Origin of the sequence: Burkholderia sp. MSMB1826 (assembly GCF_001526325.1) — a bacterium.
Taxonomy (GTDB): domain Bacteria; phylum Pseudomonadota; class Gammaproteobacteria; order Burkholderiales; family Burkholderiaceae; genus Burkholderia.
On the sequence record NZ_LOYN01000050.1, the window covers coordinates 84,352 to 105,147 of the forward strand.

Annotated in this window: 21 protein-coding genes; 12 read left to right on the plus strand and 9 right to left on the minus strand. The window is 67.3% G+C overall.

The genetic code is table 11. The annotated features are described in order from the left end of the window. Positions 1 to 100 precede the first annotated feature (100 nt). The 7 genes from rfbA (at position 101) to WS95_RS28260 (ending at position 5,178) form a co-directional block, all read left to right on the plus strand. Positions 101 to 997: a glucose-1-phosphate thymidylyltransferase RfbA gene (rfbA, locus tag WS95_RS28230; protein WP_034209145.1), complete on the plus strand. Its 897-nt coding sequence runs from the start codon at positions 101 to 103 to the stop codon at positions 995 to 997. Then, positions 994 to 1,575 carry a dTDP-4-dehydrorhamnose 3,5-epimerase gene (gene rfbC / locus WS95_RS28235; protein ID WP_059827299.1) on the plus strand — a complete coding sequence of 194 codons (582 nt, stop codon included), beginning with the start codon at positions 994 to 996 and terminating at the stop codon, positions 1,573 to 1,575. The genes rfbA and rfbC overlap by 4 nt, the downstream gene beginning before the upstream one ends. Further along, complete coding sequence (gene rfbD / locus WS95_RS28240; protein WP_059827301.1) at positions 1,572 to 2,456, plus strand: dTDP-4-dehydrorhamnose reductase; 885 nt, start codon at positions 1,572 to 1,574, stop codon at positions 2,454 to 2,456. Before rfbC ends, rfbD begins: the two co-directional genes overlap by 4 nt. Further along, a complete protein-coding gene (rfbB, locus tag WS95_RS28245; RefSeq protein ID WP_059827303.1) occupies positions 2,453 to 3,469 on the plus strand; it encodes a dTDP-glucose 4,6-dehydratase in 1,017 nt (338 codons plus the stop codon). Before rfbD ends, rfbB begins: the two co-directional genes overlap by 4 nt. A 354-nt stretch (positions 3,470 to 3,823) precedes the next feature. Beyond that, entirely contained in the window at positions 3,824 to 4,267 is a 444-nt protein-coding gene (locus WS95_RS28250) for an Hsp20/alpha crystallin family protein (protein ID WP_034209141.1), read from the plus strand. Between the two features lie 36 nt (positions 4,268 to 4,303). Next, a complete protein-coding gene (locus tag WS95_RS28255; RefSeq protein ID WP_059827511.1) occupies positions 4,304 to 4,729 on the plus strand; it encodes an Hsp20/alpha crystallin family protein in 426 nt (141 codons plus the stop codon). A 152-nt stretch (positions 4,730 to 4,881) separates the two neighbouring features. Further along, entirely contained in the window at positions 4,882 to 5,178 is a 297-nt protein-coding gene (locus WS95_RS28260) for a hypothetical protein (RefSeq protein WP_059827305.1), read from the plus strand. Between the two features lie 244 nt (positions 5,179 to 5,422). Here WS95_RS28260 and WS95_RS28265 read toward each other — a convergent pair whose 3' ends face one another. From WS95_RS28265 to WS95_RS28285, 5 genes are all read right to left on the minus strand, one after another. Next, complete coding sequence (locus WS95_RS28265) at positions 5,423 to 6,421, minus strand: transketolase family protein (protein WP_059827307.1); 999 nt, start codon at positions 6,419 to 6,421, stop codon at positions 5,423 to 5,425. After that, entirely contained in the window at positions 6,418 to 7,263 is an 846-nt protein-coding gene (locus WS95_RS28270; RefSeq protein WP_059827309.1) for a transketolase, read from the minus strand. Before WS95_RS28270 ends, WS95_RS28265 begins: the two co-directional genes overlap by 4 nt. A 40-nt stretch (positions 7,264 to 7,303) precedes the next feature. Continuing rightward, a complete protein-coding gene (locus WS95_RS28275; RefSeq protein WP_059827311.1) occupies positions 7,304 to 8,629 on the minus strand; it encodes an MFS transporter in 1,326 nt (441 codons plus the stop codon). A 74-nt stretch (positions 8,630 to 8,703) separates the two neighbouring features. After that, positions 8,704 to 9,453, minus strand: a complete 750-nt coding sequence (locus WS95_RS28280) for an SDR family NAD(P)-dependent oxidoreductase (protein WP_059827313.1) — start codon at positions 9,451 to 9,453, stop codon at positions 8,704 to 8,706. Positions 9,454 to 9,589: 136 nt separating this feature from the next. Next, complete coding sequence (locus WS95_RS28285) at positions 9,590 to 10,516, minus strand: LysR substrate-binding domain-containing protein (protein WP_059827316.1); 927 nt, start codon at positions 10,514 to 10,516, stop codon at positions 9,590 to 9,592. Between the two features lie 246 nt (positions 10,517 to 10,762). Here WS95_RS28285 and WS95_RS28290 point away from each other — a divergent pair, with 246 nt between their 5' ends. Together WS95_RS28290 and dctA are read left to right on the plus strand one after the other, a co-directional pair. Continuing rightward, positions 10,763 to 11,692 carry a LysR family transcriptional regulator gene (locus WS95_RS28290; protein WP_059827318.1) on the plus strand — a complete coding sequence of 310 codons (930 nt, stop codon included), beginning with the start codon at positions 10,763 to 10,765 and terminating at the stop codon, positions 11,690 to 11,692. A gap of 34 nt (positions 11,693 to 11,726) precedes the next feature. Further along, positions 11,727 to 13,058 (plus strand): C4-dicarboxylate transporter DctA, encoded by a 1,332-nt coding sequence (gene dctA / locus WS95_RS28295; protein WP_034209480.1) that lies wholly within the window; start codon positions 11,727 to 11,729, stop codon positions 13,056 to 13,058. Positions 13,059 to 13,082: 24 nt separating this feature from the next. Here the strand turns inward: dctA and WS95_RS28300 are convergent, their stop codons facing one another. Beyond that, a complete protein-coding gene (locus WS95_RS28300; protein WP_034209133.1) occupies positions 13,083 to 13,865 on the minus strand; it encodes a substrate-binding domain-containing protein in 783 nt (260 codons plus the stop codon). Positions 13,866 to 13,926: 61 nt separating this feature from the next. Beyond that, a complete protein-coding gene (locus tag WS95_RS28305) occupies positions 13,927 to 15,222 on the minus strand; it encodes an MFS transporter (RefSeq protein ID WP_034209132.1) in 1,296 nt (431 codons plus the stop codon). A 325-nt stretch (positions 15,223 to 15,547) separates the two neighbouring features. On the opposite strand from WS95_RS28305, the gene WS95_RS28310 reads away from it, so the two are divergent. Continuing rightward, the gene (locus WS95_RS28310; RefSeq protein WP_059827513.1) at positions 15,548 to 17,056 is read left to right on the plus strand and encodes a GGDEF domain-containing protein; all 1,509 of its coding nucleotides are present in this window, start codon (positions 15,548 to 15,550) and stop codon (positions 17,054 to 17,056) included. Positions 17,057 to 17,164: 108 nt separating this feature from the next. On the opposite strand, the gene WS95_RS28315 is transcribed toward WS95_RS28310, so the two are convergent. Then, entirely contained in the window at positions 17,165 to 18,064 is a 900-nt protein-coding gene (locus WS95_RS28315; RefSeq protein WP_059827320.1) for a LysR family transcriptional regulator, read from the minus strand. Positions 18,065 to 18,174: 110 nt separating this feature from the next. On the opposite strand from WS95_RS28315, the gene WS95_RS28320 reads away from it, so the two are divergent. Both WS95_RS28320 and WS95_RS28330 read left to right on the plus strand, forming a co-directional pair. Further along, positions 18,175 to 19,038, plus strand: coding sequence for an SDR family oxidoreductase (locus WS95_RS28320; RefSeq protein ID WP_059827515.1), 864 nt, complete (start codon positions 18,175 to 18,177; stop codon positions 19,036 to 19,038). 274 nt (positions 19,039 to 19,312) lie between these two features. Further along, positions 19,313 to 19,711, plus strand: a complete 399-nt coding sequence (locus WS95_RS28330; RefSeq protein ID WP_034209128.1) for a cupin domain-containing protein — start codon at positions 19,313 to 19,315, stop codon at positions 19,709 to 19,711. Between the two features lie 28 nt (positions 19,712 to 19,739). Here the strand turns inward: WS95_RS28330 and WS95_RS28335 are convergent, their stop codons facing one another. Then, positions 19,740 to 20,642: a GNAT family N-acetyltransferase gene (locus WS95_RS28335; RefSeq protein WP_059827517.1), complete on the minus strand. Its 903-nt coding sequence runs from the start codon at positions 20,640 to 20,642 to the stop codon at positions 19,740 to 19,742. Between the last annotated feature and the right edge of the window lie 154 nt (positions 20,643 to 20,796).

Below are 20,796 nucleotides of genomic sequence, written 5' to 3' on the forward strand. Positions count from 1 at the left end.
GCACGGTCTCGACGGCCATCGGGCGCAGTCGGTGCAATCGAAGCATTCGGTGTATTCCGCGTATCACGCACGCATTTTTCCTCTTGCAGCGAGGGACCTCATGCAAACAGCGATTGGCCGTAAAGGACTGATTCTGGCGGGCGGCTCGGGCACCCGGCTCCATCCGCTCACGCATTCGGTATCGAAGCAATTGATGCCGGTGTACGACAAACCGATGATCTATTACCCGCTCAGCACGATCATGCTGTCCGGCATCCGCGACGTGCTGATCATCTCGACGCCGCGCGATCTCGACGCGTTCCGGCAACTGCTCGGCGACGGCGGCCAGTGGGGCATGAGCTTTTCGTATGCAGTGCAGCCGAGCCCCGACGGTCTTGCGCAGGCGTTCGTGATCGGTGCGCCGTTCATCGGTCGCGACGCGGCGACGCTCGTGCTCGGCGACAACATCTATCACGGGCCCGCGCTGTCGTCGCTGCTGCAACAGGCCGCCGCGCGGACGACCGGCGCGACCGTGTTCGGCTATTACGTGCGCGATCCGGAGCGCTACGGCGTCGTGTCGTTCGACGCGGATGGCCGCGCGATCGACCTCGAGGAGAAGCCGCGCGAGCCGAAGTCGAACTATGCGGTCACCGGCCTCTATTTCTACGACAACGACGTCGTCGAACTCGCGAAGGCCGTGCGACCGTCGGCGCGCGGCGAACTGGAAATCACCGACCTGAATCTCGCGTATCTCGCGCGCGGCGCGCTGAACGTCGAGATACTCGGGCGCGGCTACGCATGGCTCGACACCGGCACGCACGAATCGCTGCTCGACGCGGCCAATTTCATCCAGGTGATGCAGGCGCGGCAGGGCCTGCAGATCGCGTGCCCCGAGGAAATCGCGTACCGGCTCGGCTGGATCGATGCGGAGCAGCTCGAAACGCTCGCCCACAAGCTCGCGAAAAGCGGTTATGGCCGCTATCTGCTCGATCTGCTGAGCAAGGAGGTCGCGGCATGACGCGCGTGATCGAGACGTCGTTGCCCGGCGTGCTGATGATCGAGCCCGGCGTGTTCGGCGATGCACGCGGCTTCTTCGTCGAAAGCTTCCGGGCAAGCTGGCTGCGCGACGCGGGCGTCGACGCGACCTTCGTCCAGGACAACCAGTCGCGCTCGCGTCGCGGCGTGCTGCGCGGGCTGCACTACCAGCGGGTGAATCCGCAAGGCAAGCTGGTGCACGCGGCGCGCGGGGCGGTGTACGACGTCGCCGTCGACATCCGGCGCGGCTCGCCGTTTTTCGGCTGCTGGTTCGGTGCGCGGCTCGACGACGTATCGCACCGGATGCTGTGGATTCCGCCCGGCTTCGCACACGGCTTTTGCGTGTTGTCCGACGAGGCCGACTTCGCGTACAAGTGCACGCAGTACTACGATCCCGATTCGGATGCGGGCGTGCGCTGGGACGATCCGGAGATCGGCATCGACTGGCCGGATGCCGGCGCGCCGTATCAGCTGTCGGACAAGGATCGTCGGCAGCCTCCGCTCGCCGAGCTGGCCGCCGGCGCGCCAGCGCTGCTGCCGACATACGGGGAGGCGCGATGACGATCGTCGTGACCGGCGCGCTCGGCCAGGTCGGCCGCGAACTGGTGCTGCGCGCGGGTCGGCAGCCGCTCGTCGGGCTGTCGCGCGCCGCGCTCGACATCGCCGATGCAGGCGCGGTGCGCCGCGCGCTCGACGAACACCGGGCCGCGCTCGTGATCAATGCCGCCGGATGGACTGCCGTCGACCGCGCGGAGGCCGAGCCCGATGCAGCCTGGCGCGCGAACCGCGACGGGCCGGCCGTGCTGGCCGACGCGTGCGCCGCGCTCGGGATTCCGTTGATTCATCTGTCGACCGACTACGTGTTCGACGGCCGCACGCCCGGGCCGTATGCGGAAACCGCCGCCGTCGCGCCGCTCGGCGCGTACGGCCGGAGCAAGCTCGCGGGCGAGGAAGCGGTGCGCGAGCGGTTGCCCGACCGTCATCTGATTCTGCGAGTCGCATGGGTGTTCGGCGCGCACGGCAGCAATTTCGTGCGCACGATGCTGCGCCTGGCGCGTGAGCGCGAGGTCGTCGGCGTGGTCGCCGATCAGTACGGCGGCCCGACGCATGCCGGTGCGATCGCCGACGCGCTGCTGACGATCGCGGCGCGATACCGGGCCGGCGAAGCGCTGCGCTGGGGCACCTATCACCTGTGCGGCACGCCCGTGACCACGTGGCACGGCTTCGCCGAAGCGATCTTCGCCGGTGCGCGGCGCACCGGCCTCATCGATCGCGTGCCGTGGGTCCGGCCGATCCGGACCGACGCCTATCCGTTGCCTGCGCCGAGACCGGCGAACTCCGCGCTCGACTGCAGCCTCCTGCGAGAACACTTCGGGGTCGAATCGCCTTCGTGGATCGCGGGTCTCACCGACGTGTTTGCCACCTGGAAGCAACCCACATGAGCTATCGACCGAAACATGTTCTCGTGACGGGCGGCGCCGGTTTCATCGGCGCCAATTTCGTGCGTCATCTGCTCGAAAGCGATCCGCAGATCAGCGTCACCACGCTGGATCTGCTGACCTATGCGGGCAGCCTCGACAATCTCGGCGACGACTTGCCGGGCGCCGATCGTCATCGGTTCGTCCTCGGCGACATCTGCGACCGACCGCTCGTCGAGTCGCTGCTGCGCGACCATGCGATCGACACCGTCGTCCACTTCGCGGCCGAAAGCCACGTCGACCGCTCGATCGACGGTCCCGGCGAATTCGTCCGCACGAACGTGCTCGGCACCTGGACGCTGCTCGATGCGTGCCGTCAGCTGTGGCTGAACGATCAAAAGCTGGGCAAGGCCGACGCTCACGCGCGCCGCCGCTTTCACCATATCGGTACCGACGAGGTGTACGGCTCGCTGGGCCCCGACGACCCGCCGTTTTCCGAAACGACGCCGTATGCGCCGAATTCTCCGTACTCGGCCACCAAGGCAAGCTCGGACCATCTCGTGCGCGCCTATTTCCATACGTACGGACTGCCCGTCACCACGACGAACTGCTCGAACAATTACGGGCCGCGCCAGCACGGCGAGAAGTTCATTCCGACCGTGATCCGTCATTGCCTCGAAGGCACCGAGATCCCCGTGTACGGCGACGGCGCGAACGTGCGCGACTGGCTGTACGTCGACGACCATTGCCGCGCGATCGACGCGGTCATCCGGCGCGGGACGGTCGGCGAGACCTACACCGTCGGCGGCTGCAACGAATGGCGCAACGTCGACATCGTCGCGCTGATCTGTACGCTGCTCGACGCGCGACGGCCCGAACACGCGCCGCATGCGCGCCTCGTCCGGTTCGTCACCGATCGCGCGGGTCACGACCGGCGCTATGCGATCGATGCAAGGAAGCTCGCCCGCGAACTGCAATGGCGGCCGGCGGAGAGCTTCGAAACGGGGATCGTGAAGACGCTGGATTGGTATGTATAGGGGCGGCGGCGCACGGCACGTCGATGTCCCGCCGTGCTTCTGAACGAGGCCGACAGGCAAGCTCCGGCGGCCGCGGCACCCGCGAATCTTTCTATTTGAAAGCTTTGTATGCGGCCCGCCGGCTACGACTCGGCGCCATCCGTTCGACCGCTGAATGCGATCGACGGGGCGGTCGGAATGACGCCCTCCCCCCTTGAAATTCACTCGACGTATCCTATTTTAGGTATCGCTCAAGGCAGTCGCGGTTGACGCGCTGCGTGTTTCGATTTGTTAGTCAGCGAGCTTCTCGCGGATGGACGAACTGGAGCGCGTGGTCCGGTTCGTCCCTTCGCAGGGGCACAACAGGAGCCAGTCATGAGCGATATCTTCTTCCCCACCGACCTGCTGGCGGAATTCGACCGCCTGCAACGGCAGATGGCCAGCGTGTTCACGGGCTTTCCGGCCAGTCTGCGCGCGCCGCGTCCCGGTGCATTTCCACCGGTCAATATCGGCAGCACCGACGACACGATCGAGATCGTCGCGTTCGCGCCGGGTCTCGACCCCGCGAAGATCGACATCTCCGTCGATCGCCGGCTGCTGACGATCAGCGGCGAGCGTACGCCTCCGGACGACGGCACGACCGACGACGAACGACGCGTCTACGCGAACGAGCGGTTCATGGGCGCGTTCCGCCGCGTGGTCGAACTGCCGCAGCACGCGGACCCCGACAAGATCGAGGCACGCTATACGAACGGCTGCCTGACGATCAGCGTCGGCAAGTCGGAAGCATCGAAGCCGCGGGCGATTACCGTCCAGTAAACAGCACGACGTCACGAACGCATGACGGAGGACATCATGAGTGACACGAACACGACCGAACTGACCACCCGTCCGGCCGATACGCGAACGGCCGTGACGAACCGCGAATCGGCTCAGCGCGACACGCTGCGCACGCGGATTGCGCCGGCCGTCGACATCGTCGAGGACGCGCACGGCATCACGTTGTACGCGGACCTGCCGGGCGTGCCGCGCGACAAGCTCGACGTCCGCGTGCACGACGGCAACCTCGCCATCGACGCGGAGGCCGTCGTTCCGACGCCGGCGGGATTGCGTCTTCAGCACGGTGAAGTGCAGCATCCGCACTTCTCGCGCGCATTCACGCTGAGCCCGGATTTCGACGTGTCGCGGATCGACGCGCAACTGCGCGACGGCGTGCTGAAATTGAGCATCCCGCGACGCGAGGAAGCGAAGCCGCGGCGGATCGCGGTGACCGCGGGGTAAGTGGACGCGCGGGAGCATTTCGTCGACCCGCGGTCCGCGCGGCTTGCGCCGCGTCGGCCGTCGGGTGGACCTCCCGCGCTTGCATTCGCAGCGTGACGTGCTGCGACAGCGCAGTCGTCGCACATGTCGCATTTCCGTGCAGGAGGCATCCGATGCATAACCACACGACGATCGAACATGGCGGATATGCGGTCCGGGCCGTGGTGACCGACACGGAGACGGGCCGCTATTCGGCGACGGCGATCCTCATGGATCGCGACGGTGAAACCCGGGCGCTCGGCGTCGACGGCGACTTCGCCGATACCCGCGAAGCCCGCGACCAGGCGCTCGAACTCGCGCTCGCATGGATCCAGCGACGGTCGGTCGTGTCGGACCGTTATGTGAGACGAAATCGAGCCGCGCCGAGCCGCGCGTTGGGCAACGCGCCGCGCGTACGCCGACAAGTGTGACGCGGATTGCGCGCTTGCTATCGGCGACGGCCCGGTTGCCCGCGCACGCCGGCGCATCGGGTTGCCGGGCGCGGGCAGCCCGGTCGCGCGCCGACGCTCGAAGCGCCGCACGCCGGTATTTGACGGTCGGGCGCTCGCCGATGCCGGCGTGCGCCCCCGTCGCGGCCGAATCCCGACCGCTTCGCATCGCCGACCGGCGAGGTCTCGTTGCGCAGCGACACGCAGGTGTCGAACGACCGAACGCTCATCCGAGCCACGACCTGATATTCGCGCGCATCGCGCCGGCCGAGATCCCGTAACGGTCGTGCAGCGTCGGCAGTGCGCCCGCGGCGAGATACGCGTCCGGCAGTGCGATCTGCCGGAACGGGACCGCGACGCCGGCGCCGAGCAACGCGGTCGCGACCGCTTCGCCGAGCCCGCCGACCACCGTATGGTTCTCCGCGACGACGACCATGCGCCCGGTGCGCGCGGCCTCGCGGACGATGGTCGCCGTGTCGAGCGGCTTGATCGTCGGTACGTGCAGCACGGCGACGTCGACGCGATCGGCCTCGAGCGCCTTCGCGACCTCGAGCGCGCGCATCGTCATGATCCCGGACGAGATCAGCAGCACGTCGTTGCCGTCGCGCAGCAGCTTGGCCTTGCCGAGTTCGAAACGGTAATCGTATTCGTCGAGCACGACCGGCACGTTGCCGCGCAGCAAACGCGCGTACACCGGCCCCTTGTGCGCGGCGATGGCCGGCACCATCTGTTCGATGTCGAGCGCGTCGCATGGGTCGATCACGGTCATGTTCGGCATCGCGCGCATCAGCGCCAGATCCTCGGCGGCCTGATGGCTCGGCCCGTAGCCGGTCGTGAGCCCCGGCAATGCGCACACCAGCTTCACGTCGAGATTGTCCTCGGCGATCGCCTGATGAATGAAGTCGTACGCCCGACGCGTGGCAAACACCGCATAGGTCGTGACGAACGGCTGGGCGCCTTCGTGCGCGAACCCGGCGGCGGCTCCCATCAGCAGTTGCTCGGCCATGCCCATCTGGTAGTAACGTTCGGGGAACGCCTTCGCGAAGATGTGCAGGTCGGTGTACTTGCCGAGATCGGCCGTCATCCCGATCACGTCGTCGTTCGTGCGGGCAAGTTCGGTCAACGCATGGCCGAACGGTGCGGAGCGGGTCGCCTGCCCTTCCGCCGCGATGGATGCGATCATCGCGGAAGTCTTCAGACGCGGCTTGTTGTCGACGGTGCTCATGCATGCCTCCCTGCTTCGAGTGCGTCGAGCGCGAGTTGCCACTCGTGCGCATCGACCCGGATGAAATGGCTCTTCTCGCGTGCTTCGAGGAACGGCACGCCGCACCCCATCTTCGTGTCGCAGACGATGATGCGCGGCTGCGGTGCGCCATGCCGGCGCGCCTGGTCGAACGCACGCTTCACCGCGTCGATGTCGTTGCCGTCGATGCGTTGCACGTACCAGCCGAACGCCTCGAGCTTGTCGACCAGCGGCTCGAACGCCATGACCTGGGATGACGGGCCGTCGGCCTGCTGGTTGTTCACGTCGACGATCGCGATCAGGTTGTCGAGCTTCCAGTGCGCGGCCGACATCAGCCCTTCCCAGATCGCGCCTTCGTCGAGCTCGCCATCGGAGAACAGCGTGTAGACGAACGCATCGGAGCCCTTGCGCTTCAGGCCGAGACAACGGCCGACCGCGATCGTCAGGCCCTGCCCGAGCGAGCCGCCGGACATTTCCATGCCGGGCGTGTAGCTCGCCATCCCGGACATCGGCAAGCGGCTATCGTCGCTGCCGTAGGTTTCGAGTTCCGCGGCCGGCAGGATGCCGGCTTCGAACAGCGCCGCGTACAGCGCGATCGCATAGTGCCCGTTCGACAGCAGGAAGCGGTCGCGCCCTTCCCATTCGGGATCGTCGGCGCGATAGCGCATCGCGCCGAAATACGCGACGGCCAGCACGTCGGCGATGTCGAGCGCCTGGCCGACATAGCCCTGCCCTTGCACTTCGCCCATCAGCACGGCGTTTCTACGGATGCGGTACGCGCGCTCGGCGAGCGTGACCGCTTCTTGGATGGTTTCGGTAGCCATCGATAGCTCCAGTATCGGGTCAGAAGGAATGCCAATCGATTCATCGATTGACGGATCGCGGCACGAGGAACACCAGCAGCGCACCGGCCGCGATCGCGACGGAGATGAACACGAGCCCCGCGGTGGACTTGCCGGTCAGGTCGTTCAGCCAGCCGACGATCGCCGGCGAGAAGAAACCCGCGAGGTTCGCAAAGCAGTTGACCGCGGCAATGCCCGCTGCCGCCGACATCCCGCCCAGCAACGCGGTGGGCAGCGACCAGAACTGCGACGACGACGCGAGGATGCCGGCGGACGCGATGCTCAGGCATACGATCGACGCGCCGACGCTGCCGAGCATCGGCAACGTCGCGAAGCCCGCCGCCGCGACCAGCATCGGCACCGCGAGATGGAAGCGGCGCTCGCGGCGACGATCCGCGCTGCTGCCGATCAGCGGCAGCGCGACGATCGCACAGGCATACGGAATCGCGGTGAACAGGCCGACCCACAGCGGATCGGCGACGCCGGCCTTGCGAATGATCGTCGGCAGCCAGAACGTGAGGCCGTACTGGCCGAGCACCACGCAGAAGTAGATCGCTGCCATCAGCCACAGGCGGCGGTCCGCGACGAACGTACGAATCGACAGGTGGGCGGTGGCGTGCTCGGCGTCGGCCGACACGTTGCGCGCCAGCAAGGCTTTTTCGGCATCGGTCAGCCATTTCGCGCCGGCAATGCCGTCGTCGAGATACAGCAGGATCGCGAAGCCGAGCACGAACGAAGGCAGCGCCTCGAGCAGGAACAGCCACTTCCAGCCCGCCATCGACATCGTGCCGTGCAGGGAATGCATGATCGCGCCCGACAGCGGCCCGCCGACGATCCCGGCGAGCGGAATCGCCATGAAGAACAGCGACAGCGCCTTCGCGCGCCGCGCCGACGGGAACCAGTACGTGAGGTACAGGATCACGCCCGGCGCGAAGCCTGCCTCGGCGACGCCGAGCAGAAACCGCAGCACGTAGAACGCGGTGGGCGACTTGACGAACACGAAGCTCGCCGAGATCGCCGCCCACGTCAGCATGATGCGCGCGAGCCAGCGGCGCGCGCCGACGCGATGCAGGATCAGGTTGCTCGGCACCTCGAACAGAAAATAGCCGAGGAAGAAGATGCCTGCGCCCATCCCGTAGACCGTCTCGCTGAAGCGCAGGTCGTTGAGCATCTGCAGTTTCGCGAAGCCGACGTTGACACGGTCGAGATACGCGCCGAGATAGCACAACATCAGGAACGGGATCAGCCTTCGGGCGACCTTCGCGTAGGTGGCCGCCTCGAACGTCTGCGCGTCGTCCCGTTGCAGCGGACCGCCCTGGACCGGCGGTGCGGGGTACTTTGCTCTCATCTTTGTCTCCTGCCATGGCCCCGGGTTGTCCCGGGTGCATGAGGGTCGGCGCCGCGCGTCGGGCGGCGCCGTTCTCAGTGAATCAGCATCCCGCCGTTGACGTCGAGCGTGACGCCCGTCAGATAGCTCGACAGATCGCTCAGCAGGAACAGGCACGCATGGGCGACATCGGCGGCATCGCCGAGCCGGCCGAGCGGAATGCCCTTGACGATGTCCTCGCGCATGTCGGGCGTCAGCTTGTCGCCGGTGATGTCGGTCTGGATCAGGCCCGGCGTGATCGAATTGACGCGGATGCGGTCGGCGCCGAATTCGCGCGCCATCGCCTTCGCGAGGCCGAGCACGCCGGCTTTGGCGGCGCTGTAGTGCGGGCCGCCGAAAATGCCGCCGCCGCGTTGCGCGGACACCGACGACATGCAGACGATGCTGCCGCTGCGCTGCGCCTTCATCGCGGGCAACACCGCTTGCGACATGTAGAGCGTGCCGCGCAGGTTCACGTCGACGATCGCATCGAAGTCGCGCGCCGAGATATCCAGCGTGCGCACGGGCTGCGTGATGCCGGCATTGTTCACGAGGCCGTCGATGCGGCCGAAGTGCGCCAGCGCCGCGCGGGCCGCGGCCACGCACGCGTCGTGGTCGGTCACGTCGCACGCGAGGCCGAGATGATCCGGGCCGAGCTCGGCGGCGGCGGCCTCCACGTCTTCGCGGCGAAGGTCGAGGATCGCCACGCGTGCGCCGTGCGCGGCCAGCGCGCGGGCCGTGGCCTTGCCGATCCCGCGCGGCGATGCGGCGCCGGTCACGATGATGGTCCTGTTATCGAGCAACATCGCATGTCTCCTGTGTTGATGTGTTGCCCGGAGTGTCCCCTCACCGGACACCCGCATCAACGCGGAAACGTTCAGCCATAGCTGAGAAAATTTCAGGTGACGGCGCGCGGCCCGTCGCCGATGCTGCGATGCAAAATCACGGATGCGCCGGCGGCCGCGCTGCGTGGCTCGCCCCGTCGTGACCCGCGACCTCCCGTTCGATCCACGCCAGGAAGCGCTTCACGCGAGGCAGCTCCGCGTTCTGCCGCGGGTAAACGAGATGATGCGCGCCGACTTCGACCGCATGAGTCGCGTCGAAGACCGGCACCAGCAACCCCTCGCGGATCTTCACCGACGCGAGCATCAGGCTTTCGAGCGCGATGCCGAGGCCCAGCGCGGCGGTTTCGAGCGACATGTACGAACGATCGAACGAAAAATCGAAGGTCTTCTGGGCCGCCAGCGGCACGCCGGCGCGGCCGAACCACTGCTTCCACTGGACCAGCGGGGTTTCGGAATAGATCAGCCGGTGCGCGAGCAGGTCTTCCGGCGCGTTCACCGGGTGCCGCTCGAGATAGCGCGGCGACGCGAGCGGCGCGATGAACTCGCCGCGCACGGTCCGGACCTCGAGGTTGTCCCAGTTGCCATAGCCGTGCCGGACGTCGATATCGTAGAAGCCGTTCGAGAACGACACGTTTTCGTAGGAGCACGCGAGGTTCAGCTGGATGTCGCCGTTCGCCTCCTGAAACGACGACAGCCGCGGCAGCAGCCACATCAGCCCGAAGCTCGGGCTCGAGTGCACGCGCAGGATGTCGACTTCGGTGCGGCTCGACGCGCGCTCGGTCGCGCGGCTCAGGTCGGCCAGCGAGCCGGTGACGTCGGCCAGGTAGCGTTCGCCGGTCGGCGTGAGAACGAGGCCGCGCCCCGAACGCTGAAACAGCGGCTGACCGATCTGCGATTCGAGGTTGCTGAGCTGATGGCTCACGGCGGACGCGGTCAGGCCGAGCTCTTCCGCCGCACGGTTGACGCTTTTGGTCCGGGCGACGCTTTCGAATGCGATGATGGCCTTGAGCGGCGGAATGCGCATGCTGGAATCCGTTGAAGAGAGCGACTCGCCTGACTGGCCGGCGCCAGCGCTGAATCGTCGTCGGGGCGAAAGCGATACGGTACATCAGGATGCGGCGTCGGGACGATCGATTCGCGGCGCGGCCCGCGAGACGCCGGCCGGGCGCCACACAGCGCCGCGCCGACGCTGCCGCCCGGACGACGCGCCACGCATGGCGCGGACGGAATCATGCACAATGCTGCGCATCTGAGTGGTGGAGAGAGACCGGTGGGCATCAATTTCGATTTGACCGACTTGCAGGCGTTCCGTGCGGTCGTGGAAACGGGCAGTTTCCGCAAGGCCGCCGAAGCGGTCAGCCTCTCGCAGCCTGCGCTGAGCCGCCGGATCGACAAGCTCGAAGACGCGCTCGGCGTGCGGCTCTTCGAGCGCACCACGCGCCGCGTCGCGCTCACCACCGTCGGCCGCGTGTTCGCGCAGAGCGCCGAACAACTGCTCGACGATCTCGACGCCGCACTGCTCGGCATCCGCGACGTGTCGTCGAGCCGCCTCGGCCATGTGACGATCGCATGCGTGCCGTCGGTCGCCTACTATTTCCTGCCGCCCATCATCGCCCGCTATCACCAGCGCTTTCCGCGCATCCGGGTCAAGCTGCTCGACGCCGGCGCCAACGAGGTGCTCGGCGCCGTGATCAGCGGCGAGGCGGATTTCGGCGTGAGCTTCATCGGCAGCCAGGAGGCGGAGATCGAGTTCAAGGTCCTGCTCCAGGAACGGTTCGTCGCCGCCTGTCGCCGCGACCACCCGCTCGCGCGCAAGAAGCGCGCGACCTGGAACGAACTGTATGAACACGATTACGTCTCGGTGGACAAGACTTCCGGTAACCGCCTGCTGCTCGACCAGGCCTTGGCCGCCGTCGCGCCGCGCAAGCCGAGCGTGTGCGAGGCGCGCCACGTCACGACCCTGCTCGGGCTGATCGAGGCGGGCCTCGGCGTCGCCGCGGTGCCGTCGATGGCGATGCCGGGGCATGACCACCCCGTCCTCACGAGCGTGCCGCTCGTCGAGCCGGCCGTGAAGCGGCGCGTGGGCATCGTCAAGCGGCGCGGGCGCTCGCTGACGCCGGCCGCCGAGGCGTTTTACCGGATGGTCGTCGATGCGAAGAACGCGAAGCGCGGCGACGCCGGCGGCGGCGCATCGGCATGACGACGACGGAACGCAAACGAAGGAAGACGGCATCGTGAGGTGGACCCGGCTGTTCAAATCGCTTTACGTGCAGGTCCTGCTTGCGATGATGCTCGGCATCGGCATCGGTCACGTGTGGCCGGCGGCGGGCGCGATGCTCAAGCCGCTCAGCGACGCCTTCGTCGCGCTCGTGAAGATGACCATCGCGCCGATCGTCTTCTGCACGATCGTGTCGGGCATCACGTCGTTGTCGAACGGGCGGGCCATCGGCCGCACCATCGTGCGGGCGCTCGCGCTCTTCTATCTGTTGACGGCCGCCGCGCTCGCGTTCGGGCTTGTCACCGCGTACGCGCTGCAACCGGGCGCCGGCATGCACATCGACGCCCGTCATCTGGATGCGAGCCTCCTCGCGCCCTATGCGAAGCATGCGGAGCCGCGCAGCCTGGTGGCGTTCGCGCTCGGCGTGATTCCGGACACGATGCTCGGCGCATTCGCGACCGGCGAAGTGTTGCCGGTATTGCTGCTGTCGCTGTTGTTCGGCTTCTCGCTGAATGCGCATCCGAGCGCCGCCCGGCCCGTGCTCGCGCTGATCGACGGTATCGCTCAGGTCGTGTTTCGCGTGCTCGCGATGATCATGCGGCTCGCGCCGCTCGGCGCATGCGGCGCGATGGCGTTCACGGTGGGCCGCTTCGGCATCGGCTCGGTCGGCTCGCTCGCGAAGCTGATGGTGTCGTTCTACGTGGCCTGCGTGCTGTTCGTCGCGCTGGTGCTCGCCCCGCTCGCGCGGCTGCACGGCTTCGCGCTGTGGCGGCTCTTGCGCTACCTGCGCGAAGAGTTGCTGATCGTGCTCGCGACGTCGTCCACGGAGCCGGTCCTGCCGCGCCTGATCGTCAAGCTGGAAGCGCTCGGCTGCGACAAAGGCGTCGTGGGGCTCGTGCTGCCGGCCGGCTATTCGTTCAATCTGGACGGCACCGCGATCTATCTGACGCTCGCGGCGTTGTTCATCGCGCAGGCCTGCGACGTCCCGCTTTCCGCGCCGCAGGTCGCGGCGATGCTCGCGATCATGCTGGTCACGTCCAAGGGGGCGGCCGGCGTGTCCGGCAGCGGGCTCGTCGCGCTGGTCGCGACGCTCGCCGTGATGCCCGACCTGCCCGTCGCCGGGGTCGCGCTGCTGGTCGGCATCGATCGCTTCATGTCGGAGGCGCGCGCGCTGACCAGCGTGATCAGCAACGCGTGCGCGGTCATTTTCGTGTCGTCGTGGGAAGGCGCGTGCGACCGGACGCGTCTCGTGCAGCGGCTCGCGGCGGCCGGGCCGTCCTTTCCGGACGGGGCCGATGAAGACAGCGCCGCGGCAGACGGCGGCGGTCGCGACGGGAAGACGATCTGATGCGCGCCCTCCCGTCGATCGGGCTCAATGCGCGGAAACGGAATCCAGGCCGGTCGATTTCACGTCGGCCTGCACGTCGGGCGACGCGAGATAGTCGAGCAGCGCCTTCGCTTCCTGCGGATGCTGCGCGCCGACCGGGATGCCGGCGGCGAAGCGCGTGACGGACTGCAGCGATTCGGGGATCTTGCCGACGAAGGTCGCGCCCTTGACGGGCAGCAGCTCGCTGACCTGCTGGAAGCCGATTTCATAGTCGCCGTTCGCGACGACCGACGCCACTGGAATCCGCGGAATCATCTTCGCTTTCGACTTCACCTGCTCTTCGATCCCGAGCTTCTTGAACAGCTCGCGTTCGATATACACGCCGCTCGCGCTGTCCGAATAGGCGATCGATTTCGCGTGCAGCAGCACTTGCTTGAGGCCGTCGGCGGTGCTGATGTCGGGCTTGGCCGCGCCGTCGCGCACGACCATGCCGATGCGCGAGTCGGCCAGCTCGACGCGGGATTCGGGGATGACCTTGCCCTGCTTGATCAGATCGTCGAGCGCGTAGCCGACCATGATCACCGCGTCGGCGGGCTCGCCGCGCGCGAGCCGGTTCGGAATCGCTTCGGGCGACTTGCCCATCGACGGGCCGAGCGCGGTGGCCAGCGTATTGCCCGTCGTGGACGCGAACCGCGGGCCGAGCACCTTGTAGGCGGCGGTGAAGCCGCCCGAGCTCATCACGTGCAGTTCGGCGGCCTGGACGTTGGCCGCGACCGCCGCGGTGGCGACGAGCGCGGTCGCGCAGAATTTCAGGAGCAGGTTTCTCATGGTCGTGGTCCTGGTCGTGCGGATGGGTTGGTGTGAGTGAACGTTCCGGATGCGCTCGGCGTCAATGCGCGGGCGTCAACGTCGGCGTGCGATGACGATAGAGCGCGAACGTCGCGAGCATCGCGCACACGGCGGCGAAGCTCATCCAGTAGCCGGGCGCGGCCTTGTCGCCCGTCGCGTGAATGAGCGCGGTCGAGATGGCCGGCGTAAAGCCGCCGAATACGGCCGTCGCGAGGCTGTACGCGAGCGAGAAGCCCGCGACGCGCACCTGCACCGGCATCACTTCGGTGAGCGCGACGACCATCGCGCCGTTATAGATGCCGTACATGAACGACAGCCAGAGCAGCACGAGCAGCATGTTGGCGAACGACGGCGCGTGAGCGAGGAACGACAGCGCCGGGTAGGCGGTCACGACGGTGAGCATCGTCATGCCGACCAGCAGCGGCCGGCGGCCGATCCGGTCGGACAGCGCACCGCCGATCGGCAGCCACACGAAGTTCGACACGCCGACGCACAGCGTCACGAGCAGGCTGTCGGCGGTGCTCAGATGCAGCACCGTCTTGCCGAAGGTCGGCGCGTAGACGGTGATCAGATAGAAGCTCGTGGTGGTCATCGCGACCAGCATCATGCCGGCGATCACGACGCCCCAGTTCTGGACCAGCGTACCGAACACTTCCTTCATGCCCGGACGATGCTTGCGGGCCTTGAACTCCTGGGTTTCCTCCAGGTTGCGGCGCAGCAGGAAAATGAACGGCACGATCATGCAGCCGACGAAGAACGGCACGCGCCATCCCCACGCGGCGATCTGCGATGCGCTCAGCCACTGATTGAGCGCAAAGCCGAGGGCCGCCGCGATGACGATCGCCACCTGCTGGCTGGCCGATTGCCAGCTCGTGAAGAAGCCCTTGCGGCCCGGCGTCGCGAGCTCGGCGAGATAGACCGACACGCCGCCCAGCTCGGCGCCCGCGGAGAAGCCCTGCAGCAGCCGGCCGATCAGCACGAGCACGGGCGCGAGCAGCCCGATCGTCGCGTAGCCCGGCACGAACGCGATCAGGATGGTGCCGCTCGCCATGATCGACAGCGTGACGATCAGGCCCTTGCGGCGGCCGACCTCGTCGATGTACGCGCCCAGCACGATCGCGCCCAGCGGCCGCATCAGGAAGCCGGCGCCGAACACGGCGAAGGTCATCATCAGCGACGCGAACTCGCTTTGCGCAGGGAAGAAGACGTTGGCGATCTGCGTGGCGTAGAAGCCGAACAGGAAGAAGTCGAACTGCTCGAGAAAATTGCCGGCCGTGACGCGAAAGATCGCGGCGGCCTTCGAGCGTTCGGCCGGAAGGCGGGACGAGGGATGCATCGGGGTGTCTCCTGAAAATCCTGGAATACGCGGGAGGGGCTGGTCGATTGTCGTTTTCCGGCATGTTGGCGCGGGATCGATCAAACGATAAGTGCAATTTTTGGAACGATTGATGCAGCAGCGTTATCAATCCACGCGATCCGCGCGCGTCCGGGCCACGCTCGGGCCGTATCGCCGCACGGCCGCACACGTTTGCGTCGTCGAGCCAGGCCGGGATCGTCGACGGGCGGCCATGCCGGCCTCGATTTTTCGTTAACCGTGCCGTTAACCGGGATTGGACCCGCGCCGGCGCACGTGCAGCCGGCATCTCAAAACGAGCGCGAGCATGCCCGCATTCACTTCGATCGAGAAAATCGCCGACTGGGCCGGACGCCACCCGTTCGTCGTCGGCGCGTTGGGCACGCTGATGTCGCTCGCGACGCTCGCGATCAGCGCGGTAACGCTGTGGGTGGCGCGCAGCGAAGTCGTCGAGCATGCGCACGAGACGTCGCGCAACGTCGCGGCCGTGCTCGCGAGCCAGATCGCGAGGACGGTCGAAACGTCGAACAACGCGCTGATCGCGCTGGCTGCCGATCTCGGCAAGCCGGACGTCCAGCGGATGGACGCCGGGCTGCGGCACGACCTGCTGTTCGAGCGAACGGCCGCGCAATTCGTGACCGGCATGGGCGTGACCGACAGTCGCGGCCGGTTGATCGACGGATGCTGCAGCACGACCCACCGGTGGGACTTCGCCGATCGCGACTACTTCAAGGTCCATCGCGATGCGGACAACGTCGGGCTCTACGTCTCTCAGCCCTATCGCGCACGCTCGCGCGGCGGCAAGGAATCCATCGCGCTGTCGCGGCGCATCGAGCGGCCGGACCATGCGTTCGACGGGATCGCGGTCGTTGCCGTCGATCTCGCTTACTTCGAGCAGTTGCTGTCCCGCCTCGACGTCGGGCCGAACGGGGTCAGCGCGATCGTGCGCGCGGACGGCACGATCCTCGCGAGAAACCCGTCGTTGAACGACGGCCAGATGAACCTGCTGCGTCGCTCGACATCCTTCAAGCGGATGGTGAACAGCGAATCGGGCTTCTATCCGGCGCGCTCGAGCATCGACGGCATCGTGCGGCTGTATACCTATCAGCGGATACCGGGCACGCCGCTGATCGCGGTCGTCGCGCCGGCCGAGAGCGACGTGCTGGCCGGCGTCCGGCGCCTGTCGTGGACGGTCGGCGTGTCGGCATCCGTGATCGGCGCATCGTTCTGCGCGGCGGTCTGGCTGCTTGCCTTCGCATTGCGGGACAACTTCCGCAAGCAGACGCTGCTGACCGATCTCACGCGCACCGATCCGTTGACCGGACTGCGCAATCGTCGCGCGCTCGATACCGCGCTGGCCGACGAATGGGCGCGGCTGCAGCGCGGCAGCGGCGGCAGCCTGTCGGTGCTGTTCATCGACGCCGATCACTTCAAGCAATACAACGACCGGCACGGGCACGCGCTGGGCGACACCGCGCTGCGCTTTCTCGCCGAATGCATCCGCACGCATACGCGACGGCGCGGCGACCTCGCCGCGCGCTACGGCGGCGAGGAATTCGTCGCGGTGTTGCCCGATACGGACGAAAACGGCGCCGCGCAGGTGGCCGACGCGATTCGCCGCGAGGTGGAACGCAACCGGCTCGACGGGTTTGCGGAGACCGTTCCGCCATTCACCGTCAGCATCGGCTGTGCGACCGGCCGGCGCGCGCGACATGCGTCCGTGCACGCGCTGGCGCATCAGGCGGACATGGCGCTCTATCGCGCCAAGCGCGAAGGCAGGAACCGCGTGTGTTGCGCGCAAACGGAGCCGGCGTGAATGCCGCGGTCGAATCGGACCGGTGGCGGCACGCGCGCTGCCGATCGCGACGGCATTCCGCTCGGGACACCGTGGCGATGCGCGTGCGCTGCCGCACCCGCGGTCGTTTCACTGCCCGGGTTCGATATACGCCGCCAGTTCTTCCGGCTCGCCTGACGGAAACGCGTCCTTCAGGTGATCGAGAAACGCGGACACGCGCGTGCTCAATAATCGCCTGGACGGATACAACGCCCACAGGGCGATATCGGAGCCCGGCACGTCGCCCCAACTGACGAGCGCGCCGGCGGCGAGGTCGCGGCTCACGAGCGATATCGGCAGGCATGCCGCGCCCAAGCCGAGGCGGACCGTATCGCGCACCATGCTCAGCGACGACAGCCGCGCCACGGGTTCGACCGGTATGTGCACCATCCCGGCCACGCCCGTGACCTCCCATGCAGCGCGGGTGTCGTGCGCGCCGCGAACCACGGCCGGCGCGGGTGCGTCGCCGCTCGGCCGCGCCAGTTCGGGCGTCGCGACGACGACCAGCCGGTCGCGCAGGATCACGCGCCCGATCAGGCTCTCGTCCGGGTCCGGATTCACGCGGATCACGAGGTCGTACCCTTCTTCGATCATGTCGACGGGCCGGTCTTCGGTCGTCACCTCCAGCCGGACGTCCGGGTATCTCAGCGCGAACGTCGCCACCAGCTTCCCCATCGCGAACTGCGAAAACAGCATCGGCGCGCTGATCCGCAGGCGGCCGCGCGGCCGTTCGCTCCCCGCTGCGATCGCGGACGCGCTGTCGGCCAGCTCCGCGAGCAGCGCGCCCGTCCGCTCGTAGAGCGCGCGCCCTTCCTGCGTGAGCTTCACGCCGCGCGCGCCGCGCTCGAACAGGCGCAGCGACAGACTGTTCTCCAGTTCCGCGACCCGGCGCGACAGCGTCGCCTTCGGGCGATCCGCGACGCGCGCGGCCTCGCCGAAGCTGCCATGGCGGGCGACGAGATTGAAATCGGCGAGAGCGAGCAGGTCCATGTGTTCCACCAGTGAGACGGTATGTCTATTTATCACATCTTCCGGATCATGAGTGGATCACCTAACTTACGTGGGCAGTCCATCCCATCGTTACCTCAGGAGTGAACATCATGACCATTCTCGTTACCGGCGCCACCGGCCGCGTGGGCCGCCAGGTCGTCCGTCAACTCGTCGATCGCCGCGCCGACGTGCGCGTGCTGGTGCGCGATCCGGCCAAGGCCGATTTTCCGGCGGCCGTGACCGTCGCGCAGGGCGACATGCTCGACGTCGATGCACTGCGGGCGGCCTTCTCCGGCGTGCGCACGCTGTTCCTGCTCAACGGCGTCGCGGGCGACGAATTCACGCAGGCGCTGATTGCGCTGAACCTCGCCCGCGAAGCGGGCATCGAGCGCGCCGTCTATCTGTCGGTCCTCCATGCCGACCGCTTCGTGAACGTGCCGCACTTCGCGGTGAAATCCGGCGCGGAGCGGATGATCGAGCAGATGGGGTTCAGCGCGACGATCCTGCGACCCGCGTATTTCATGGACAACGAATCGATGGTCAAGGACGTGATCGTCGGACACGGCGTGTACCCGATGCCGATCGGCGGCAAGGGCGTCGCGATGGTCGACGTGCGCGATATCGCCGAAGTCGCGGCGATCGAGTTGATCCGCCGCAACGACGCGCCGGGCAAGCTGCCGGTCGAAACCCTCAACCTGGTCGGGCCCGACACGCTGACCGGCCCGCAACTGGCGTCGATCTGGTCGGACACGCTCGGTCGGCCGGTTGCGTATGGCGGCGACGATCCCGCGCCGTTCGAACGCAATCTGGCGCAGTTCATGCCGAAATGGATGGCCTACGAAATGCGGCTGATGGCCGAGCGCTACGTCAGCGACGGGATGGTGCCGGAGGCCGGCGACGTCGAGCGGCTGACCGCGATCCTCGGTCGCCCGCTGCGGACGTATCGCGACTTCGCGGCTGCGCTCGCGCGTTGAGTGAGATGCCGAGCGTTCATGCGTCGGGCGGCGGCGCAGGCATCGCCGGGCCGTCGAACCGGCCGCGCCCGGCCGGTTCGTCCATTTGGCCGCCATGCAGTCGCCAGCGACGCGGCCACGCGGTGGCGTCGCCGCGTGCGCGGCGGATTGCGCGGCGTCCGCACGTCCGGCAGCGAAGCGGCGCCGTCAATATAATCGGCTGGTCCTGCCGATCGGCGCCCGGCAGTCCGCCGGTTTCGATTTCGACTGCGTACAACAGCCCACTGGAGAAGAGATGACCTTGCCCGCCCTTCCGTTTGCCGAATCGTTCGACCTCGAAGCCGCTTTCGCCGACGTATCCGAATACTGGTCGCCGAAGGTCGTCGCGCAGGTCAACGATCAGTACGTGAAAGTCGCGAAAGTACGCGGCCAGCTCGTGTGGCACGACCATGCGCACGAAGACGAGCTGTTCTTCGTCGTGCGCGGCCACCTCAGGATCCAGTACGAAGGCGGTCGCGTCGCCGACGTGCCCGCCGGCTCGATGCACGTCGTGCCGCGCGGCACGCAGCACAATCCGATCGCCGACGACGAATGCTGGATCGTGCTGATCGAGCCCGTGCAGACCCGGCACACCGGCGACGTTCAGTCGCCGCTGACGCGCACGATCGACGAGCAACTGGGCCGCGCGCGCTGAATGCGTCGGGTGCGGCGGCGGCCGACGGCTACAACATCGCCTGACTGACCAGCCCGTACAGTCCGACTGTCGGATCGGCCGCACCGCCATGCGCGGCGGCCGGCGCATGGCGAACCATCTTCGAACAGGTATCCACCTGCTTCAGTCCCTGTTCGCTCAACCAGTCCGGCAGACTACTCCCGTCAGGCACATCGATACGCACGAATTCGCCGTCGCGTTTCGTCAGCCAATAGCCGATCAGCGCTTTCGCGCGCGCATCGTCGCTCGAACGCGGCGCGACCACCGGACCGATCACGTCACCGCGACCGAAGCGCCGCAGCACCGAAAACCCGACGACCTCGCCGTCGCGCTCGAGCACCACGCTTTCTCCCCGCGTCTGCAACGCGGACAACAGCGCGTCGCGTTCGAGGCCGGACGCACGCGCGTCGAGTTCGACCAGGCGCGGCCAGTCGGCCGGCGAACCGGCACGCAACCGCTCGCCGTCGGGCACGGCAATCGCGGCGGGTCGATCCACGTTGCCCTGATATTGGCTCAGCGATCCGCACACGGTGAACCCCAGTTTCTCGTAGAGCGGCCGACCGGCCGGCGTCGCGTGCAGAAACGTGATGCGCGGACCCAGTTCGTCCAGGAGCGTCTCCATCAGTTTGCGGCCGATGCCCCGGCCCTGATGCGCGTCGGAGACGATCACATGCCCGATCGCCGCGCGGTCCGCACCGTACTTCCAGCACATCGCCGTGCCGATGACCACGCCGTTTTCCTCGGCCGCGAACGCGGTCGACGTTTCAGCGGAAAACTGCCAGTCTTCCGCCCGGAACGGCCAGCGAAGCGCGCTGGAAAGCGCATGGGCGGCGGGGACGTCCGCCGCGGTGAATCTGCGGTAGCGAAGCGCCGACGTCGCGCCTTGCTCCTTCGCTTCAGGTTCCTGGTTCATCAAGTAGTCCTGTCGAATAATGTAGTCGTGCAACACGGCACGTCGGAAAAAATACGCGGCGATCACATCGAAGCGACGATGGATTGCACGGTTCTCGCCGGCTGGCCTGGGCGCACGACGATCCGGAAGCACGCGTGCCCCGGACGCGGCACCC

What these genes read in the sequence shown, in the direction of transcription:
- WS95_RS28335 (WP_059827517.1), bottom strand. Translation starts at nt 20,642, where the DNA reads ATGAACCAGGAACCTGAAGCGAAGGAGCAAGGCGCGACGTCGGCGCTT.
- WS95_RS28255 (WP_059827511.1), top strand. Translation starts at nt 4,304, where the DNA reads ATGAGTGACACGAACACGACCGAACTGACCACCCGTCCGGCCGATACG.
- WS95_RS28300 (WP_034209133.1), bottom strand. Translation starts at nt 13,865, where the DNA reads ATGAGAAACCTGCTCCTGAAATTCTGCGCGACCGCGCTCGTCGCCACC.
- rfbD (WP_059827301.1), top strand. Translation starts at nt 1,572, where the DNA reads ATGACGATCGTCGTGACCGGCGCGCTCGGCCAGGTCGGCCGCGAACTG.
- WS95_RS28275 (WP_059827311.1), bottom strand. Translation starts at nt 8,629, where the DNA reads ATGAGAGCAAAGTACCCCGCACCGCCGGTCCAGGGCGGTCCGCTGCAA.
- WS95_RS28285 (WP_059827316.1), bottom strand. Translation starts at nt 10,516, where the DNA reads ATGCGCATTCCGCCGCTCAAGGCCATCATCGCATTCGAAAGCGTCGCC.
- WS95_RS28280 (WP_059827313.1), bottom strand. Translation starts at nt 9,453, where the DNA reads ATGTTGCTCGATAACAGGACCATCATCGTGACCGGCGCCGCATCGCCG.
- rfbA (WP_034209145.1), top strand. Translation starts at nt 101, where the DNA reads ATGCAAACAGCGATTGGCCGTAAAGGACTGATTCTGGCGGGCGGCTCG.
- WS95_RS28265 (WP_059827307.1), bottom strand. Translation starts at nt 6,421, where the DNA reads ATGAGCACCGTCGACAACAAGCCGCGTCTGAAGACTTCCGCGATGATC.
- WS95_RS28315 (WP_059827320.1), bottom strand. Translation starts at nt 18,064, where the DNA reads ATGGACCTGCTCGCTCTCGCCGATTTCAATCTCGTCGCCCGCCATGGC.
- WS95_RS28250 (WP_034209141.1), top strand. Translation starts at nt 3,824, where the DNA reads ATGAGCGATATCTTCTTCCCCACCGACCTGCTGGCGGAATTCGACCGC.
- WS95_RS28270 (WP_059827309.1), bottom strand. Translation starts at nt 7,263, where the DNA reads ATGGCTACCGAAACCATCCAAGAAGCGGTCACGCTCGCCGAGCGCGCG.
- WS95_RS28260 (WP_059827305.1), top strand. Translation starts at nt 4,882, where the DNA reads ATGCATAACCACACGACGATCGAACATGGCGGATATGCGGTCCGGGCC.
- WS95_RS28310 (WP_059827513.1), top strand. Translation starts at nt 15,548, where the DNA reads ATGCCCGCATTCACTTCGATCGAGAAAATCGCCGACTGGGCCGGACGC.
- rfbC (WP_059827299.1), top strand. Translation starts at nt 994, where the DNA reads ATGACGCGCGTGATCGAGACGTCGTTGCCCGGCGTGCTGATGATCGAG.
- WS95_RS28330 (WP_034209128.1), top strand. Translation starts at nt 19,313, where the DNA reads ATGACCTTGCCCGCCCTTCCGTTTGCCGAATCGTTCGACCTCGAAGCC.
- rfbB (WP_059827303.1), top strand. Translation starts at nt 2,453, where the DNA reads ATGAGCTATCGACCGAAACATGTTCTCGTGACGGGCGGCGCCGGTTTC.
- WS95_RS28305 (WP_034209132.1), bottom strand. Translation starts at nt 15,222, where the DNA reads ATGCATCCCTCGTCCCGCCTTCCGGCCGAACGCTCGAAGGCCGCCGCG.
- WS95_RS28320 (WP_059827515.1), top strand. Translation starts at nt 18,175, where the DNA reads ATGACCATTCTCGTTACCGGCGCCACCGGCCGCGTGGGCCGCCAGGTC.